We start from the raw sequence: 17311 nt of genomic DNA, 5'->3' as shown, positions 1-17311 counted from the left end.
CAGGACGTTGGACTCGCGGGTCTCTCGCGTTGGACACGCGAGAGACCCGCGAGGGTCAGCCGCCGGCGACCGCCTTGCGGGCCGTGGGGGCGTCGGTCGCGTTCAGGGCCAGTTCTGCCAGGCGTCGGCAGTCGGCCATGGTGTGGGACGCCAGTGCCGCACGGACGGGCGGGAGTGATGGCGCGGACATCGACAGGGTCGTGATGCCCATGCCGGCGAACACGCACGCGAGCAGCGGGTCGCCGGCGGCCTCGCCGCAGATGCCGACCGGTTTGTTCAGGTCGCGGCCCGCGGCGGCGACCGTGGCGACCAACTGGAGGACCGCCGGCTGCCACGGGTCGAGCAGGTCGGCCAGCTCGCCGTTCATCCGGTCGGCGGCCATCGTGTACTGGCTCAGGTCGTTCGTGCCGATCGACACGAAGTCGACCGACGCCAGGATCTGCCTGGCGTGCAGGGCGGCCGCCGGGACCTCGATCATCACGCCGGCCGTGCGCAGGCCCGCCTGGTGGACGAGCGAGGCGAACTCGGCGGCTTCGGCGGCCGTGGCGACCATCGGGGCCATCACCCACACGTCGGCGTCGGTCGCCGTGGCGGCGCGGGACACCGCCTCCAGTTGTTCGGTCAGCACGGCCGGGCGGACGCGTGCCGTGCGCAGGCCTCGGATACCCAGCGCGGGGTTCTCCTCGTCCGCGAGCCCCAGGAACGGAAGTGGCTTGTCCGCGCCCGCGTCCAGGGTCCGCAGCACCACCTTCCGGCCCCCTGCCGCCTCGAACAGCGCCCGGTAAGCGGATTCCTGCTCCGCTACCGGTGGCGCGGCCGTGCGGCCCAGGAAGAGGAACTCCGTGCGGAACAGGCCGACACCCTCGCCGTCGTCGGCCAGGTCCGCCGCGCCGCCCACGTTGAGCAGCAGCGGCACGGACTCGCCGTCGGCCGTGCGGCCGGGGCCCGTGATGGCAGCGTCGCGGGCCCGGTCGGCCAGGCCGGCCTCGCGGATCTCCATCGCCTCGAGCGCGGTGACCTGCGCGACGACACCGGTCGTGCCGTCGACCGACAAGGGGGTGCCGTCGGGCACGTCGAGGATGCCCGCGCAGCTCACGACCGCCGGGAGTCCGCGGGACCGGGCCAGGATCGCCGTGTGGCTGGTCGGTCCGCCGCGGCGGGTGACGATCGCGAGGACGGACGAGTCCAGCAGCGCGGTGTCGGCCGGCGACAGGTCGTCGGCGGCCAGCACGAACGGCACGCCGGGGCGCGGCAGGCCGGGCATCGGCACGTCCAGCAGCCACGCCACGGCCCGGTCCCGCAGGTCCGCGAGGTCGGCGGCCCGCTCGGCGAAGTAGCCGCCCAGCGCCTTGAACGTCTCCTGCTGCTCGCCGATGGCGTCGGTGATCGCCCACGCCGCGGGACGGCCGTCGGCGATCCTGGCGGCCACCGCGTCGGCGAGCGTCGGGTCGGCGGCCATCATCGCCTGTGTGGCGAGGACTTCCGCCGCCGTACCGTCCACTGTGGTCGACAGTTCCTCCAGAGAGGACGCCACGAACGCCAGCGCGGCCGTGGCCCGCTCGCGTTCGTCCGGTCCCGCCACCGGGACCTCGGCGGGCAGACGCGGCGGGCTGCCCATCGCGTGGACCGGACCGGCCGTACGTCCCGGGCTCACGCCGAGCCCCGTCATGTCAGGCATCGAGGTCCTTCGCCAGCACTTCCGCCATCGCGTCGAGTGCCGCGTCGGCGCCGTCGCCGTCCGCCGAGATGGTGACCGTGTCGCCGCCGTGTGCGCCGAGCGCGAGCACCGCGATGATGCTCCGCGCGTCCACCGGCGGCTTCTCGGCGATCGAGATGCGCACGGTCACCGGTTGCGCCTGCGCCGTCTTCACCACGATCGCCGCCGGCCGCCCGTGCAGCCCGATCCGTGATCCGACAACAACTTCCCTCGCTGGCATCGTTGCCCGCCCTTTACGGTTCGATGGTCACCTTGATCGCCGCGCCGGTGGAGACCAGCTTGATGGCGTCGTGCAGTTCGGACAGTTTGATGCGGTGGGTGATCAGGTCGTCGACCGGAACCTCGCCGCTGGCGATGAGTTCCAGCGCCTTCTTGTTGTGCGTTGGGCTGGAACCGTTGGCGCCCACGATGGTCAGCTCGCGGTAGTGCACGAGGTTCGAGTCCAGCGCGATCGTCGGCTTGTCCTTCGGCAGGCCGCCGAAGAAGCTGATGCGGCCGCTGCGGGCGGCCATCTGCAGTGCTTCCTCCTGCGCCGCACCGGAAGCGGCGGCGGTGATCACCACGTCGACACCGCGGCCGTCGGTCAGCTTGTGGATCTCGTCGACGGCGTTCACCTCGGCCGAGCAGATCGCCGCGTCCGGGTGGACCTTCTCCGCGGACATGTCCAGCCGCGCCCGGTTCAGCTCCACGAGGTACACCCGCCGCGCGCCGCGCGCCCGGGCGAGCCGCACGTGCAGGCACCCGATCGGACCGGCGCCCACCACCACGACGTCGTCCCCGGAACCGACGCCGGCCAGCTCCTGCCCGTTCAGCACGCAGGCGAGAGGCTCGGCCACCGACGCCTCGGCGTAGCTCACACCGTCCGGGACTCGGTTCAGCCCGTCCACCGCGAGCACCGCGCGCGGCACGATCAGGTACTCGGCGAACCCGCCGTCGTAGTGGTAGCCCACGGAGGTCTGGTTGGGACACACCGGCATCCGGCCACGCAGGCAGTCGGGGCACGTACCGCACGGCACGGCAGCGATCACCTGGACCCGGTCACCGGACCGCCATTCATCCACAGTGGACTCGATGACCTCACCGGCGATCTCGTGCCCGATCACGCGCGGCGGCACCAGGTGGTGGTGGCCGTGGTTGAAGATCTTGACGTCCGTGCCGCACGTCGAGCAGTTGTGGACGCGGATCTTCACCTCGCCCGGTCCGGGTGTCGGCTCGGGCGCGTCCTCCAGACGCAGGTCACCAGGGGCGTAAAACCGCGCCACCCTCATGCTTACAGGTCCTTCCCAATCGATTCGAGGAGACCGCGTACCTCGTCGGGGCTCGACGAGGTACGCAGGCGCTCCGCCTGTGCGGGGTCCATGAGGATCTGCGCGAGTGCTGACAGCACGGTCACGTGCTCGTCGCCCTTGGCCGCGATGGCCACGCAGATCGTGACGGTCTGCCCGTCCCAGTCCACACCGGACGGGAACTGCAGCACGGCGAGGGTCGTCTGCTTCACGAGCGCGCGGCTCTCGTCGGTGCCGTGCGGGATCGCGACACCCTCGCCGATGAACGTCGACACGGACTTCTCGCGTGCCAGCATGGTTTCCGGGTAGCCGGCCTCGACCGCGTCCAGTTCCAGCAGGACCGCGCCGCACTGGCCGATCGCGTCCCACTTGTCGGTGGCGGTCAGGCCGAGCCGGATTCCTTCTGCGGGCAGTACCTCAGCCACGGATCTCCTCACCTTCCTTGATGGCCTTCTCCAGCCGGTCGAACGCGGGGTCGCCCAGGAACATCTGGAACTCCACGACCACCGCGTGCGGCACGGTCAGCCGTGCCCGCTCGGCCAGGTCGGAGTGGGTGAGCACCAGGCGCGCCTCGGCCGGGATGTCGGCGATGGCAACGTGATCCACGCTCACGCCGTACGGCTTGAGCCGGGTCCGCAGCTGGCTGGCCAGCATCACGCTCGACCCCATGCCGGCGTCACAGGCGACGACGACGTTCTTGACGTCGCTGCCGGTGATCGTGGGCGCGGTCGTGACCGCGGCGCCACCGTCCAGAGCAGAAGTGTCCGATGTGGAGTCCTCGGCGACCGGGGCCGGGGTTTCCTCGGCCGAGTCTGCGCCACGGCCGAACTTCAGCAGTGCGGCGGCGGCGATGAACGCCACGGCCGTGGCCATCGCGATCGAGAGCAGCACGCTCACGTGACCGCCGCGCGGGGTGACCGCCAGGTAGGCGAAGATGCTGCCCGGCGCCGGCGGCGCGACCAGACCGGAGTTGGTGACCATCGCGGTGCCGACACCCGCCATGCCACCGGCGACCGCGGCGAGGATCAGGCGCGGCTTCATCAGCAGGTACGGGAAGTAGATCTCGTGGATGCCGCCGAAGAAGTGGATGATGATCGCGCCGGGCGCGCTCGGCCGCATCCGCCTCGGGCCGAAGAACCAGAACGCCAGCAGGATGCCGAGGCCGGGGCCGGGGTTGGTCTCGATCATGAACAGGATCGACTGGCCGGTCTGCTGCGCCTGCTCGAGGCCGAGCGGGCCGAACACGCCATGGTTGATGGCGTTGTTGAGGAACAGGGCCTTCGCGGGCTCGACGATGATGGAGACCAGCGGCAGCAGGCTGTTGTCCACCAGGAAGTCGACGACCTTGCTGGCCGCGTTGGTGAGCGCCTCGACGATCGGGCCCATGCCGACCACGCCGACGAGCGCGAGCCCGCCGCCGAGGATGCCGAGCGAGAAGTTGTTGACCAGCATCTCGAAGCCGGACTTGATCTTCCCTTCGACCCGGCGGTCGAACAGTTTCAACAGGAACGCGGCGAGCGGCCCCATGATCATGGCGCCGAGGAACATCGGTACGTCCGCGCCGACGATCACACCCATGGTGGCGATCGCGCCGATCACCGCACCACGCTGGCCGTGGACCATCCGGCCACCGGTGTAGCCGATCAGGGTCGGCAGCAGGTACTTGATCGTCGGGTCGACGAGCCCGGCCAGCGTCTCGTTCGGTAACCAGCCCTTGGGGATGAACAGCGCGGTGATCAGACCCCACGCGATGAACGCGCCGATGTTGGGCATGATCATGCCGGCGAGCTTGCCGCCGAGCCGTTGCACCCTGGCACGCAGGCTCTTGCCCTGCAGGTGCTTGAGGTGAGAGATGTCAGTCGTCGTTGACGTCATTGTTCCGCTCCATCCCGTTGCCCTCCGAGGGCACGTGTGAGGTCGACCGAGGCATGCACGCGCACCTTCGCGCGATCCACGTCGCCGGGCCCGGGCATCCGGCTGCCCGGCAACCGGACCGCCCCCGCACCCCACGACAACGCCTCGATGAGGGCATCCCCGCCGGTCACCCCACCGGCCAGATACCCGGCGAGCATCGCGTCCCCGGCCCCGACCGCACTGCGGCCGCGGTCCACCGGCGACTCGCCGTACTGCGCCCCCTGTGTGTTCACCAACACGGCGCCGTCGGCGCCGAGACTTGCCAGGACGTCCTCGACTCCTGCCTCACGCATCTTGTTCGCGGCACGCACGGCACCGCCGAGCGTGTCGATCGGGAAGCCCGCGAACTCCGCCAACTCGTCCCTGTTCGGTTTCACCAGCGCCGGTCCCGCGGCCAGCGCGGCCGTGAGTGCCGGACCGGACGTGTCGACGGCCAGCCGGACACCGCGCTCGGTGAGCCGCCGGTTGAGGTCGCGGTAGAAGGTCTCCGGCACACCAGGCGGCAGACTGCCGCTCGCCACCACCCAGTCGGCGGAGGCGGCCGTGTCCAGCACCGCCTTGACGATCCGCTCCAGGTCGTCGGCCGTCAGCTCGCCGCCCGGCTCGTTGATCTTGGTGACCGAGCCGTCCGGCTCGACCAGGCTTACGTTGGACCGGGTGTGTCCGGTGACGGGCACCGCGCACACGTCGATGCCCTCTTCCTCCAGCAGTTCGGTGAGCTGCCGGCCCTCCGGCCCGCCTCGCGGCACGACCGCGCAGGTCGGCAGCTTGTGCGCGGCCAGCGCGCGAGCCACGTTGACCCCCTTGCCGCCGGGGTCGAGCCGCGTCGCACCGGCCCGCACCATCTCGCCCCTGACCAGCTCGGGGATCTCGATGGTCCGGTCAAGGCTCGGGTTCAACGTGAGTGTGACGATCATGCTCGGACGACCCTCGGCCCCTGTGATTCGATCTCCGCCGCCACCTTCGGGTCCAGTCCCGTGTCGCTGATGAACAGGTCGATGTCCGACAGCTCCGCGAAGCGCGCCAGGTGGTCGCTGCTGAGCTTGGTGTGGTCGGCCAGCAGGACCCGGCGGCGGGCCGCGGTGACCATCGCCTTCTTGACCGCGGCCTCCGCCTGGTCCGGAGTGGTCAGTCCCCGTTGGACGGACAGCCCGTTGGTCGCGAGGAACGCCACGTCCACGTAGGACTGGGCGAGGATCTCCAGCGCCCACGGGTCGACACAGGCCATCGTGCGGGACCGGACCCGGCCGCCGACGAAGAGGACGGTGAAGTTCGCGCGCGTGGCGAGTGATAGCGCGGTGGGCAACGCGTTGGTGAGGATCGTCAGCTGCCGGTCGACCGGGAGGATCTCGGCGAGCCGGGCGGTCGTCGTGCCCGCGTCGAGGAGGATCGAGCCCTCCTCGGGAACCTCGGCGAGCGCGGCCTTCGCGATCCGGTCCTTCTCGGCGCCGAGCACCGCGTCCCGCGCGGCCAGCGCCGGTTCGAACCCGAGACGCTCGACGGGGATCGCACCGCCGTGCACGCGGCGGAGCAGCCCGTGGCGCTCCAGTACGGAGAGGTCACGGCGGATCGTCTCCCCGGTGACGGCCAGCTCAGCAGCGAGCTCGGCCACGTCGACGCGTCCCTCACGACGGGCGCGGTCGACGATGTGCTGCTGCCGTTCTTCTGCGTACATGTGGATTTACCACCGTTTCATCTGCGTATCGTTGTGTTTACCTGGTTTGGCCACATCAAGTCAACACTCTGTTCGCTTGAACTGTAGGTAGTCAGACCGGTACCGGCCGCCAGAAGCGCTTGCTCAGCGTTGTGACGCGTGCGTAATATTCGCCCACGTTCAGCCCTACCTCTGGCGGTGAGTGGGCCTTGTCCAACCCCGGTTCGGACGGCGCGGGACAGCGCCAGGACGAACCATTGAGCGGCGTACTTCCCATCGACCAGCCACCGCCAACGCCGAGAGCCCTGCCGATCGGGCCACGCTCCGTCGTGCCGGCGAGTCTAAGGAGCCTCACGAACCGGGAGAAGAAACCCAAGAAGCAGCTCCCGCTCGCGCCGCCGCCGACCCCGGGGCCGGTCTCGCCGCTCGCTGACGCCGGCCCGTGGACCAAGCCGAAGGAGCAGCCGCCGCTGTCGGTGGAGGCGAGCAACCCGAGACAGCTGGTCCGCCCGTACACGCGCACGGGCGGCCGCACGCACGTCGGCTACCGGCTGGAACTGGAGACCCTGCTGTCCACCGCGCCCGACAGGGACCGGGACATCGCGACCCTGCGGGACGACTACCAGGTGATCTGCGAGATGTGCCGCACGCCGCAGTCGGTGGCCGAGGTCGCGGTCCGGCTCAGACTGCCGCTGGGCGCCGCACGGGTGTTGATCGCGGACGTGGTGGAGGCGGAAATACTGTCCGTCCACGAGACCGCGGCGGCGGCCGGGCCATCCATGGACCTGCTGGCACGGGTGGCGGCCGGCCTCAAGAACCTGTAGGCGCCGGCTGGCAGTGCGGGCAGTGGTAGGTGACGCGGGTGTCCTGCCTGGACACGGCGATCGGCCCGCCACACCGCGCGCACTCCCGGCGGCCGCCGTAGATCCACAGCTCATGACCGCGCCTGCGGTCGCCGGTCGTGTTCCGGATCGGGTTCAGTGCGTTGTACAGCAACAACTTCCTGGCGAGGGCGACGACCTTGTGCGGATCGGCGGCGGACACCGGCGCCCACGGCGACACCTTGAGCAGGTAGCAGATCTCGGACTTGTAGACGTTGCCAATACCGGCCATGACCTGCTGGTCGAGCAACGCCTCCCCCAGCTCACGGGCGGGGTCGAGGTTCAGGCGCCGGACGGCCTCCTCGGCGTGCTCGTCACTCCACTCGGGATCGAGCAGGTCGGGCCCGAGGTGCGCGACGAGCTTGCTTTCGTCCGAAGTAGACACAAGAGCCATGTCGTGGAGCAGTTCGCCGAGCGCGTACTTCTGCGGCGTCGCGAGGATCGCGCGCACGCGGTGGTTGATCGGCGGCCGACGGGAGTACACCCGCCACGAGCCGTCGAGGCGGAGGTGGCAGTGCAGGCTCACCTCGCTGTCGAACCTGAGGAAGAGGTGCTTGCCGACGGACACGGTCCGCACCATGACCCGACCTGCCAAATCCACAGTGGACAGTCGGGGATGCCGTAGCTCGCCGCGGACGAGAGTGACACCGCCCAGCGCCTCGGTCAGCTTGCGCGCCGTGGCGTAGACGGTGTCACCCTCGGGCATAACTCCAGCTTAGGCGGTGGCCAGCGCCCTCCGCCGAACCATGGTCGCGGCCAGGGCGACCCAGGCGATCAGCACGCCGCCGGTCATGGTCAACGCCATCGCCGGGCCGTCGTTGCCCAGCACCCCGACGACCGGCGCGATCAGGGCGCCGAGCCCGAACTGCGTGGCCCCGAGCAGCGCGGCCGCGGTGCCGGCCGCCTCACCGTGCCGGGACAGCGCCAGCGCGGGCGCGTTCGGCAGCACGAAACCCACCGCGGCCAGCAGCAACAGCAGCGGCACGAGGAAGCCGGGCAGCCCGCCGAACCCGGTCTCGGCGAACAGGATCAGCACGACGCCGAACACCAGGCCCGCCGCGAGCGCGCCGAAGACGATCTGCTTCGGCGTCCAGCGGTTCAGCAACACCACGTTCACCTGCGAGGCGCCGATCAGCGCGACCGCGCCGAGCGCGAACACCAGCCCGAACTCCTGCTGGGACAGCCCGAAGGTGTCCTGCAGCACGAACGACGAGCCGGAGACATACGAGAACAAAGCGGACATGCCGAGCGCGGCGACCAGCGCCAACACCACGAACTGTGGGTCGGTCACCAGCATCCGGTAGGTGCGCAGCACGGGTCGGACCGCGCTGGTCCTGCGGCGTTCGGGCGGCAGCGTCTCCTTCAGCAGGAAGATCGCGACCAGCAGCAACGCGACGCCCAGCAGGGCGAGCACACCGAACACGCCGCGCCACGAACCGGTCAGCAGGACGGCCGCGCCGATGGACGGGGCGAGGATCGGCGCCGTGCCCATCACGAGCATGAGCCGCGAGAGGATCGTGGCCGCGGCCTTGCCGGTGAACAGGTCGCGCACGACGGCCATCGCCACCACCATGGTGGCGGCCGCGCCGACACCCTGGAGTGTGCGCAGCAGGCCGAGCACGACAACGTTCGGCGCGACCAGGCACAGCACCGAGGCGCCGATGTGCACGATCGTGCCGGCGATCAGCGGTGTCCGCCGGCCGAAGGCGTCCGACAGCGGGCCGATGACCAGCTGTCCCAGGCCGAGGCCGATCAGGGTGCCCGTCAACGTCAGCTGCACGGCGGACTCCGACGCGCCGAGGTCGGCGCCCAGTGCAGGCAGCGCGGGCAGGTACATGTCGATGGTCAGGGGACCGAGAGCGATGAGAGCACCGAGGACGAGGATGATCCGAATCCTGGCGGCTCCGGTCGGCGACTCTGCCAACTGCTCCTCACGGTCCAGTGTGGATGGACTGCGCAGAGTGGCCTGTTCCATGACTCGTGCCAACAAGCCGACACGGGGTGTTGTTCCGATCAGACCGTCGCGGTGATCCTTGTCGCAAGTTCACGCAGTTTCTGTTCGGTCTGCGAACCCTTCGGCGCCGTGTAGGTGCACAGACGCTGATGCGGGTCTGTCGGCAGGTCGAACGCCTCGAACGTCAACACCAGTTCGCCGACCTCCGGGTGCATGACCCGTTTGACGCCGTGGTCGCGGTCACGCACGTCCTGCACCGCCCACAGGCGGCGGAAGTCCTCGCTGGCCTCACGCAGTTCACACATCACCTGGTACGGCCGGCCGTTCTCGGGGAACCGGCCAACGTCGGCACGCAGCGCGCACACGGTTTCCTCCGCGACGATCGTCCAGTCGGGATACGTCGTGCGCGCATCGGGACGCAGGAACACCATTCGCGCGCCGTTCCGTTCGTGCTCGGGCAAAGCGTCGAAGTCCGTCGAGTACGCCAGGACGGCGAGCCGGTTCCACGCGAGGATGTCGGTGCCCGGCCCGTAGATCATGGCCGGCACGGTGTCACCCATCGCGTCGAGCAGTTCCTGGATCTGTTGGCGCACCTCGGGCCGCTCGACCGGCGCGCACGCACCGGCGGCGCCGCGGCGGCCGGGAGCGGTGATGTTGCGCAGGAACGTGTGCTCGTGCGCGGTGAGCCGCAGCGCGCGGGCGATGGCGTCGAGAACGGCGTCGGAGATCGCGGGCGCACGGCCCTGCTCGATGCGTGTGTAGTAGTCGACGCTGATACCGGCCAGTTGGGCGACCTCCTCCCGGCGCAGGCCGCGGACCCGTCGCCGGGTGGCCCCGTCGGGCAGGCCGACCTCGGCCGGGTCGAGCGCGGCACGACGTGCCTTCAGGAAGGGTGTGACCTCGTCCTCGACCTGTCCCATACGACCATTATCCCGAAAGGGTGGTTCTGGCGGACCCAGGTTGAGCCGTGCCTGGCGAGATCACCGCCTGGCCCGCAGAGTGGGGTCATGGAACGCAGAATCCTTGGCGGCACCGGTATCTCGGTGAGCGAGTACGCCCTCGGGGCGATGATGTTCGGCTCGTTGGGCAATCCCGACCACGACGAGGGCGTGCGGATCATCCACGCCGCGCTCGACGCCGGCATCAACTTCGTCGACACCGCCGACATCTACTCAGCGGGCGAGTCGGAGGAGATCGTCGGCAAGGCGCTGAAGAACCGGCGCGACGACATCGTCCTGGCCACGAAGGCACACGGCTCGATGGGCCCGGATCCCAACCACAGCGGCAACTCGCGACGCTGGCTCGTGCGCGAGGTGGAGAACAGCCTGCGCCGGCTGGGAACCGACTACATCGACCTGTACCAGATCCACCGGCCGGACCCGAACACGGACGTCGACGAGACACTGGCTGCGCTGACCGACCTGGTACGGGCGGGCAAGGTGCGCGCGGTCGGGAGTTCCACGTTCCCCGCCGAGCAGATCGTCGAGGCACAGTGGGTGTCGGAGCGGCGCGGGCACGTCCGTTTCCGCACCGAGCAGCCGCCGTACTCGATCCTCGCGCGTGGCGTGGAGGCGGCCGTGCTGCCGACCGCGCAGAAGTACGGGATGGGCGTGCTGACCTGGGGCCCGCTGGCCGCCGGCTGGCTGTCCGGCCGCTACACGGCGGCGTCGGACGTGATCTCCCGCGGCGAGGGCCGGGTGAAGACCGAGGCACACAAGTTCGACCCGTCGCTCCCGGACAACGCGCGCAAGCTGGAGGCGGTCACCGAACTGTCGAAGCTGGCCGCGGACGCCGGCCTGACGCTCCCGCACCTGGCGGTGGCGTTCGTGCGGGCCCACCCGGCCGTGACGTCGGTGATCATCGGCCCCCGCACGATGGAGCAGCTGGAGTCCCTGCTGAGCGGCGACGGCATCGAGCTGTCGGCCGACGTGCTCGACCGCATCGACGAGATCGTGCCCCCTGGCACGGACCTCAACCGCTCGGACAGCTACTACACGCCCCCGGCACTGGCGACCCCCGCACTCCGGCGGCGCTGACGCCATGAAGGACGCCGTCCTCGCGTGAGGACGGCGTCCTTCATCGCACGGCGGGCAACTCACCGCAACGGCCCTATGACCCAGTGCGATCTTGCGGAATGATGCCTCCCAGCCACCTGGGGAGGTCACTCATGAAGCATCGCGGCTTCGGGCTCACCATCGCACTCCTGCTGTCCACCCTCGCGGTTCCGCACGCGGCGGCCGCGCCGGCAGTGGACGCCGACGAGCTGGTTCTCGCGCGTGTGCAGCTGCCGAACGAGACCATGTTCGACGAGCTGCTCGCGAACGGCGCGGACATCGCCACCCGGCCCCGCATGGACGACGGGCAGTTGCTCGTCGACCTCGTGCTCAGCGGCAGCGAGCTGGACGCGCTGACCGCTCGCGGCGCGCAAACCGTGCAGATCATCCAGCGGGAGGGCGACACCCGCCACCACCGGGCCGCGCCGCAGGCCGCGGACACACTGACCTTCCTGTCCGCCTACTGGTGGACCTCGGGCACGCAGACGTTCCTGCAGGCCCAGGTCGCGACCACCGCGATCGCCGATCCGGACGTCGAGATCACGGTCACCTGGACCACCGCCGACGGCACAACGGGGTCGTTCCCGCTGCAGCGGTTCGAAGACGCCGGCGAGTACCAGTACCACGTGGCCGAGCCACGGGTCCTGCCCGCGCGGCCGGTGAAGGTGAACGCGACGTCCAGCCTCGGCGGCGTCTCGCGCACCATCACGCCATCGGCATGGCCCGGCGCCACCCCGCCCGAGCTGCCGACCAGCTACCAGAAGGACTTCATCGACGCCTACCTGACGCCCACCGACGTCAAGGCCAGGCTGGGCAGGCTCGCGCGCCAGTACCCGAACCTCGTGGAGCTGGTGAACCTGCCGCACAAGACGCAGGGCTACCGCCGCACGGCGACCGCGTACGTCGGCGACCCGGCGAGTGCCGCGATCGTCGTCGAGTCGGTCAGGTTCGGTGACGAGGGGCCGAACGGCTGGCAGGTCAAGACGGTGAACCCCGGCAAGCCGAACCGCCCGGCCCGGGCCACGTGGCGGGACCGCGTGCTGACGGTGTCGCTGGCCACGGACGCGAGCGGCGCGGTCGTGAGCACCACCGACCAGATCGCCGCGCTGGTCACCGCGACCTTCCCGCAGCGGTTCTCGGCGTTCGTCGAGGACGGGTCGGCCGGCAAGGTCATGCCGGTCGCGGGTCCCGTCACGATGGACGACGGCCTGGACGGTTCGGTGTCCCGGCGGCCGTGGACGGTGCAGGCGCTGCGGATCGGCGCGCACCGGGACGGCTCGCGGGTCGGCGTGCTCGCCTACTCGCAGGAACACGCGCGGGAGTGGGCGACCCCGCTGGTGACGATGGAGTTCGCGGAGCGGCTGCTCGCCAACTACGCGACCGACGCGGCGACCCGGCAGCTGCTCGAGGACGTCGAGGTGTTCGTGATCCCGACGGTCAACCCGGACGGCGCGAACTACGCGTTCTCCGACGCGGCCTTCCAGCGCAAGAACCTGGTCAACCGCTGCACCGGCACCCAGCGCGACCCGCGCTTCGCCGACTCGTGGGGTGTGGACGTCAACCGGAACTACGGCGTCGGTTCGCTGTTCGACGGGTTCACCGGCGCCTCGACCAACTGCCTGTCCGGCACCTACGCGGGCACTGGGGAGTTCTCCGAGGCGGAGAGCAAGAACGTCGTCGCGCTGGCGAAGGCCAACCCGAACATCCGGTACTCGATGAACGTGCACAGCTACGGCGGCTACTTCATGTGGGCGCCAGGTGCCTACGCGATGCCCGGTCGGGTGACGCTGCCGAGGCCCTCGGCGGAGGAAGGCGCTTACTTCCTGTCATCGGCGAAGCGCATCGTGGGCGCCATCGCGACCTCGCGGGGCACGGTCACGTGGCCGTCCCGCACGGGCCCCGTGGCGGACGTCCTGTACTCGGCGGCGGGTAACTCGGCGGACCAGCTGTACTACGAGCAGGGCATCACCGCCTGGAACTTCGAGGTCGGCAACGACCGCTGGAACCCGGCGACGGGCGAGTGGGAGGCGGTCGGTTTCCAGCCGCCGTTCCCCGAGGCGCACGCGGAGTCCCAGGAGTACGCGGACGGCCTGCTCGAGCTGCTGCGGATCGCCCGTGACTCCACTCTCGGGTGACGTAGCCGCGTAGGTGTCGCGTTCGCGCGGCAGGAGGCACCATACGGGTATGAAGATCGTGTTCACGAGCCTGCCCGGCTACGGCCACACGTACCCGATGGTGCCGCTCGCGCTGGCCTGCGCCGATTCCGGTCACGAGGTGACGTTCGCGACCGGTGACCCGTTCGTCGGCGCACTGCCGGTGCCGACCGTGCGGTCCCTCCCGGCGAGCGTTACCCTGCGTGACGTCGAGCAGGAAACGGCGCGTAACCACCCGGAGCTGACGCCGAGCCCGGAGTTCGCGGCGTACATGTTCGGGGAGACCACCGCCCGGCACGTCGAGCCGGAGCTGCGCGCGCTGTTCGACCGGGAGCGGCCGGACGTGGTGGTGCACGAGGTGACGGACATCGGTGCCGCGGTCGCCGCGGCACGCACCGGCATCCGCGCGATCAGCTTCGGCCTGAACCTGTGGAGCCCGTTCCTGGCACGGTTCTACGAGATCGGCGGCGCCGACCCGACGCTGCCGGGCGGCTACCTGGACCCGATCCCGCCGTCGCTGCAGAACCCCGTTCCGCTTCCACCGGCCCGGCGGCCGATCCGGCCGGTGGCGTGGGCTCCTCCCGTGCCCCTGCCGTCGTGGCTGCCCTCGTCGCAGCGCCGGTGCGTGTACGTCACGCTCGGCACGGTCTCGTACGGCGCGGTGGACGTGTTGCGGCGTGCGGTGCTGGCCGTCGCAACGCACGACGTGGAGGTGCTGGTGGCGGCGGGACCAGTGGGCGACCCCGCGTTGCTCGGTGACCTGCCGGCGAACGTGCACGTGGAGAAGTTCGTGCCGCAGGCGGAGGTCCTGCGGCACGTGGACCTGGTGGTCCACCACGGCGGCGCTGGCACCATGCTGAGCACCCTCGCGGAGGGTCTGCCGCAGCTGATCCTCCCGCAGGGCGCGGACCAACCCTTCAACGCGAGCGCGATCGCACGGGCCGGCGCGGGCCGCGCGCTCACGAACGACGAGCAGAGTCCCGAGGCGCTGGAAACCGTCGTGGGCGACCTACTTGACGACTGCCCGGAACGGTTGGCGGCAAAGCGAATCGCGGAGGAGATCGCGGCGATGCCGGCCCCAACTGCGGAAACGCTCCGATAGGCCGACCGCAATTCCGCGTTTCGGCGTGATTCACCAGGCCATTTGGTGGCTTGACCATGACGATGGAAACGAGGGACGCTGACTGCCTCCTGGAGCGACGATCCCGGCCCGAGGCAGGACAAACGTGGACGAACTACAGGTGATCGACGATCTCCGGGGGCGGTACGGGCCCGTGTTCCGGCGCCGGCCGGGCGTTCTCTATGTTGGCGATCCGGCGGCCGCGAAAGCGGTTCTCGCGAATGCCGAATCGCGTTATCGGGAGCATTCGGACTTCTTTTACACGAGTAAGGGAATCTTCGGGCCGAGGCACGCGCAGCAGGAGATCGGCCGCGCGGCGCGAAACCTGTTGCGTGACCACTGGGCGCGCTCCGCCGTTGTCGCGCTCGATCCGGTCAGCCGCTGGCCGGACGCGGGAAACCTGTTGCTGTACAAGTGTTTCCGCGACGCGCTGGTCTCGCGGGGCGACCTGCGGCACCTGGTCGACCAGGTGCTTCGGCACGCGGTGCTGGCCGGTGCCCGCGAGCGCCGCTCCCCGCTGTCGCGTGCGGTGCTGCGCACGCGGGTTCGTCGTGCCCTGGTCACCGAGCTGATCCGCCGGCAGGGCCACGGTGAGCCGGAGGACCTGCTGGACGTCCTGGCCGCGACCGGCCCGGCCGACTCGTCACACCGCGCCTGGGTTCAGCTGTCCGAGGTGTTCCTGTCCTGCGTCTTCGCGGTCGCCGGCTCGATGGGGTTCCTGCTCGGCTGGTCGGTGTACCTCCTGGGCACCACACCGGACGCCGACGCGGACCCCGGTTCGGTGGTGCGGGAGGCGTCGCGGCTGTGGCCGGTGGCGTGGAACTTCGGCCGTTGCCCGGTGCGGCCGCACGAGCTGGGCGATGTCCCGGTCACGGTGCACGACGAGGTGGTCGTGTGCAGCTACCTGGTGCACCGGGACGACCGCTACTGGCCCGACCCGGACACGTTCCGTCCACAGCGGTGGGTGGACGGGATGACGGGGGCGGAGGCGTTCATCCCGTTCGGCTGGGGCCCGCACACGTGCGTGGCCGCGGGCTTCGCGATCCAGGTGGTGGAGGACATCCTGCGGCGCCTGCCGCCGGGTTGGCACGTCGAGCCCCACGAGCACCGACCGCAGGTGGCGGCCGCCCTGGCACCACCGAGCTTCACGCTACGACTACCCGACGGGAGGTGAAGGACATGGCCAAGATCGTGCACGCTGCCCTGGTGGCGCTCAACATCCGCAAGAGCGACGCCAAGTACCGCTGGTACGTCTACCACCACATCTGACCGGTGTCGGTGGGGAGCGTGACACGCGCTCCCCACCGGGAGGTGAGCCCATTGACCGATCCTGACCAGCTGCGGAACCTGCGCGACCGGACCGGGGTGTACTGGCACGACGCGAGACTGATGGTCTTCGACGCCGACGCCGCGAACCAGGCCAACGCCGAGAACTTCGCCGACCTGACGCTGCCGGACCGTTTCGTCGACCAGATCCGCGGCCGGCGCAGCCCGGTCGTGTCCTGGAAGCAGGTGCGCTCGCTGTGGCTGGGGCAGATGCGCGTGCTGAGCAGCGAGGCGGAACTGCGTGCCCTGGCCGACCGTATGGCCGAGGTGCTGCGGAGCCGAGTCGACCAGCACGTTGACCTGACGTGGCTGGCGCACGAGGTCATGTTCCGCTCCCTGGTGCCAACTGTGCTGAATGGACTGTCCACAGCAGACGCCACATGGATAGCCCGGGACGCCATCGCGAAACTGAAGCGACTCGACGCGGGCCCCGATGGTCAGTCCCGCCGGCAGAAGCGGCAGGCGGTGGTGGCCCAACTGCAGACCGGCCGCGTGGTCCGCCGTGAGATCCGTCGGCGTGCGCGAGGAAAGCGGCACACGGACCTCACGCAGCCGATCGTGGACCAGCTGCTGCCGTTGCTGGGCCCGGACCGAGCGCTGGAAGCCGTGACCACCGTGCTGACCGCGATCGCGGGCCCGCCAGGCGCGGCCGCGAGCTGCCTGATGTTCGAACTGGTCAAGCGTCCAACGTGGACAGACGCACTGACGTCGGAGTTCACTTCTCCCGCGGAGCTGTTCCGTACCGGCACCCGCTGCGCGCCGACGGCACACCAGTTCGTGAAGGAAGTCCTGCGGATGTGGAGCGCGCCGCTGCTGATGACCCGCAGCACCCGCGTCCCGCTGACCGTCCACACGGCCCGGCTCGCCGTGGGACAGCACTACCTGGTGAGCCCGTACCTGGTGAACCACGACAGCCGACGCTGGACCGACCCGGACACCTTCGACCCGTGCCGGTGGGAGTCGGGCGGCCGGGCGCCTGGCGGCCACTACTACGTGCCGTTCGGCTGGGCACCCACCGCCTGCATCGGCGCCGGGCTGGGGACGATCCAGCTCGTACTGCTGGCGTACCTGCTGTGCACCGAGTTCCGAATCGAACTCCGCACCCCGGCTGACGCGAGAGTCGCCCTGGGCGCCGTCCCCCGCCCAATGGACTTCGACGGCTGGCTCCGCACCAGACCCCGAGGCTGCGCGCCCTGAAGGGCTCCACCTGGCTGGTGTCATGAAAGACGCGTTGGGGACGTTCAGCGACATG

General features: G+C 70.2%; 17 protein-coding genes. 7 read left to right on the top strand and 10 right to left on the bottom strand.

Annotated elements, in window-relative coordinates; genetic code table 11:
- Nucleotides 1–55: 55 nt before the first annotated feature.
- The 7 genes from ptsP to VF106_RS26390 are packed head-to-tail and all read right to left on the bottom strand — an operon-like array spanning nucleotide 56 to nucleotide 6592.
- On the bottom strand, nucleotides 56–1678 hold the full coding sequence (gene ptsP / locus VF106_RS26420; RefSeq protein WP_330842540.1) for a phosphoenolpyruvate--protein phosphotransferase: 1623 nt from the start codon (nucleotides 1676–1678) through the stop codon (nucleotides 56–58).
- Entirely contained in the window at nucleotides 1671–1937 is a 267-nt protein-coding gene (locus tag VF106_RS26415) for an HPr family phosphocarrier protein (protein ID WP_330842539.1), read from the bottom strand. The genes ptsP and VF106_RS26415 overlap by 8 nt, the downstream gene beginning before the upstream one ends.
- Before the next feature lie 13 nt (nucleotides 1938–1950).
- A complete protein-coding gene (locus VF106_RS26410; RefSeq protein WP_330842538.1) occupies nucleotides 1951–2985 on the bottom strand; it encodes a zinc-dependent dehydrogenase in 1035 nt (344 codons plus the stop codon).
- Between the two features lie 2 nt (nucleotides 2986–2987).
- The gene (locus VF106_RS26405; RefSeq protein ID WP_330842537.1) at nucleotides 2988–3428 is read right to left on the bottom strand and encodes a PTS mannitol transporter subunit IIA; all 441 of its coding nucleotides are present in this window, start codon (nucleotides 3426–3428) and stop codon (nucleotides 2988–2990) included.
- Nucleotides 3421–4878, bottom strand: a complete 1458-nt coding sequence (locus tag VF106_RS26400) for a PTS mannitol transporter subunit IIBC (protein WP_330842536.1) — start codon at nucleotides 4876–4878, stop codon at nucleotides 3421–3423. Before VF106_RS26400 ends, VF106_RS26405 begins: the two co-directional genes overlap by 8 nt.
- Nucleotides 4875–5834, bottom strand: a complete 960-nt coding sequence (pfkB, locus tag VF106_RS26395) for a 1-phosphofructokinase (RefSeq protein WP_330842535.1) — start codon at nucleotides 5832–5834, stop codon at nucleotides 4875–4877. Before pfkB ends, VF106_RS26400 begins: the two co-directional genes overlap by 4 nt.
- On the bottom strand, nucleotides 5831–6592 hold the full coding sequence (locus VF106_RS26390; RefSeq protein ID WP_330842534.1) for a DeoR/GlpR family DNA-binding transcription regulator: 762 nt from the start codon (nucleotides 6590–6592) through the stop codon (nucleotides 5831–5833). The genes pfkB and VF106_RS26390 overlap by 4 nt, the downstream gene beginning before the upstream one ends.
- A 236-nt stretch (nucleotides 6593–6828) precedes the next feature.
- Here VF106_RS26390 and VF106_RS26385 point away from each other — a divergent pair, with 236 nt between their 5' ends.
- Nucleotides 6829–7395 (top strand): DUF742 domain-containing protein, encoded by a 567-nt coding sequence (locus VF106_RS26385; protein WP_330842533.1) that lies wholly within the window; start codon nucleotides 6829–6831, stop codon nucleotides 7393–7395.
- Here VF106_RS26385 and VF106_RS26380 read toward each other — a convergent pair.
- The 3 genes from VF106_RS26380 to VF106_RS26370 are packed head-to-tail and all read right to left on the bottom strand — an operon-like array spanning nucleotide 7382 to nucleotide 10326.
- Entirely contained in the window at nucleotides 7382–8158 is a 777-nt protein-coding gene (locus VF106_RS26380) for a DNA-formamidopyrimidine glycosylase family protein (protein WP_330842532.1), read from the bottom strand. The two genes, VF106_RS26385 and VF106_RS26380, sit on opposite strands and share 14 nt — an antisense overlap.
- A gap of 9 nt (nucleotides 8159–8167) precedes the next feature.
- Nucleotides 8168–9427 carry a multidrug effflux MFS transporter gene (locus VF106_RS26375; RefSeq protein ID WP_330842531.1) on the bottom strand — a complete coding sequence of 420 codons (1260 nt, stop codon included), beginning with the start codon at nucleotides 9425–9427 and terminating at the stop codon, nucleotides 8168–8170.
- 38 nt (nucleotides 9428–9465) lie between these two features.
- A complete protein-coding gene (locus VF106_RS26370) occupies nucleotides 9466–10326 on the bottom strand; it encodes a helix-turn-helix domain-containing protein (RefSeq protein ID WP_330842530.1) in 861 nt (286 codons plus the stop codon).
- Nucleotides 10327–10413: 87 nt separating this feature from the next.
- Here VF106_RS26370 and VF106_RS26365 point away from each other — a divergent pair, with 87 nt between their 5' ends.
- The 6 genes from VF106_RS26365 (at nucleotide 10414) to VF106_RS26345 (ending at nucleotide 17256) form a co-directional block, all read left to right on the top strand.
- On the top strand, nucleotides 10414–11442 hold the full coding sequence (locus VF106_RS26365) for an aldo/keto reductase (RefSeq protein ID WP_330842529.1): 1029 nt from the start codon (nucleotides 10414–10416) through the stop codon (nucleotides 11440–11442).
- A gap of 131 nt (nucleotides 11443–11573) precedes the next feature.
- On the top strand, nucleotides 11574–13595 hold the full coding sequence (locus VF106_RS26360) for a M14 family zinc carboxypeptidase (protein ID WP_330842528.1): 2022 nt from the start codon (nucleotides 11574–11576) through the stop codon (nucleotides 13593–13595).
- Nucleotides 13596–13644: 49 nt separating this feature from the next.
- Entirely contained in the window at nucleotides 13645–14715 is a 1071-nt protein-coding gene (locus VF106_RS26355) for a glycosyltransferase (protein WP_330842527.1), read from the top strand.
- 124 nt (nucleotides 14716–14839) lie between these two features.
- Nucleotides 14840–15907: a cytochrome P450 gene (locus tag VF106_RS26350; protein WP_330842526.1), complete on the top strand. Its 1068-nt coding sequence runs from the start codon at nucleotides 14840–14842 to the stop codon at nucleotides 15905–15907.
- Between the two features lie 5 nt (nucleotides 15908–15912).
- Nucleotides 15913–16002 (top strand): hyalucidin A family RiPP precursor, encoded by a 90-nt coding sequence (locus VF106_RS51205; RefSeq protein WP_524535860.1) that lies wholly within the window; start codon nucleotides 15913–15915, stop codon nucleotides 16000–16002.
- A gap of 51 nt (nucleotides 16003–16053) precedes the next feature.
- A complete protein-coding gene (locus VF106_RS26345; protein WP_330842525.1) occupies nucleotides 16054–17256 on the top strand; it encodes a cytochrome P450 in 1203 nt (400 codons plus the stop codon).
- Nucleotides 17257–17311: the final 55 nt, after the last annotated feature.

This window comes from Actinophytocola sp., assembly GCF_036378875.1.
Taxonomy (GTDB): Bacteria; Actinomycetota; Actinomycetes; order Mycobacteriales; family Pseudonocardiaceae; genus Actinophytocola.
Note: the sequence above shows the minus strand (reverse complement) of the source record. Positions and strands in the feature narration are given on the sequence as shown.

Coding starts and splice junctions, on each gene's coding strand:
- VF106_RS26365 (WP_330842529.1), top strand. CDS start 10,414: ATGGAACGCAGAATCCTTGGCGGCACCGGTATCTCGGTGAGCGAGTAC.
- VF106_RS26400 (WP_330842536.1), bottom strand. CDS start 4,878: ATGACGTCAACGACGACTGACATCTCTCACCTCAAGCACCTGCAGGGC.
- VF106_RS26370 (WP_330842530.1), bottom strand. CDS start 10,326: ATGGGACAGGTCGAGGACGAGGTCACACCCTTCCTGAAGGCACGTCGT.
- VF106_RS26360 (WP_330842528.1), top strand. CDS start 11,574: ATGAAGCATCGCGGCTTCGGGCTCACCATCGCACTCCTGCTGTCCACC.
- VF106_RS26355 (WP_330842527.1), top strand. CDS start 13,645: ATGAAGATCGTGTTCACGAGCCTGCCCGGCTACGGCCACACGTACCCG.
- pfkB (WP_330842535.1), bottom strand. CDS start 5,834: ATGATCGTCACACTCACGTTGAACCCGAGCCTTGACCGGACCATCGAG.
- VF106_RS26390 (WP_330842534.1), bottom strand. CDS start 6,592: ATGTACGCAGAAGAACGGCAGCAGCACATCGTCGACCGCGCCCGTCGT.
- ptsP (WP_330842540.1), bottom strand. CDS start 1,678: ATGCCTGACATGACGGGGCTCGGCGTGAGCCCGGGACGTACGGCCGGT.
- VF106_RS26415 (WP_330842539.1), bottom strand. CDS start 1,937: ATGCCAGCGAGGGAAGTTGTTGTCGGATCACGGATCGGGCTGCACGGG.
- VF106_RS26375 (WP_330842531.1), bottom strand. CDS start 9,427: ATGGAACAGGCCACTCTGCGCAGTCCATCCACACTGGACCGTGAGGAG.
- VF106_RS51205 (WP_524535860.1), top strand. CDS start 15,913: ATGGCCAAGATCGTGCACGCTGCCCTGGTGGCGCTCAACATCCGCAAG.
- VF106_RS26410 (WP_330842538.1), bottom strand. CDS start 2,985: ATGAGGGTGGCGCGGTTTTACGCCCCTGGTGACCTGCGTCTGGAGGAC.
- VF106_RS26380 (WP_330842532.1), bottom strand. CDS start 8,158: ATGCCCGAGGGTGACACCGTCTACGCCACGGCGCGCAAGCTGACCGAG.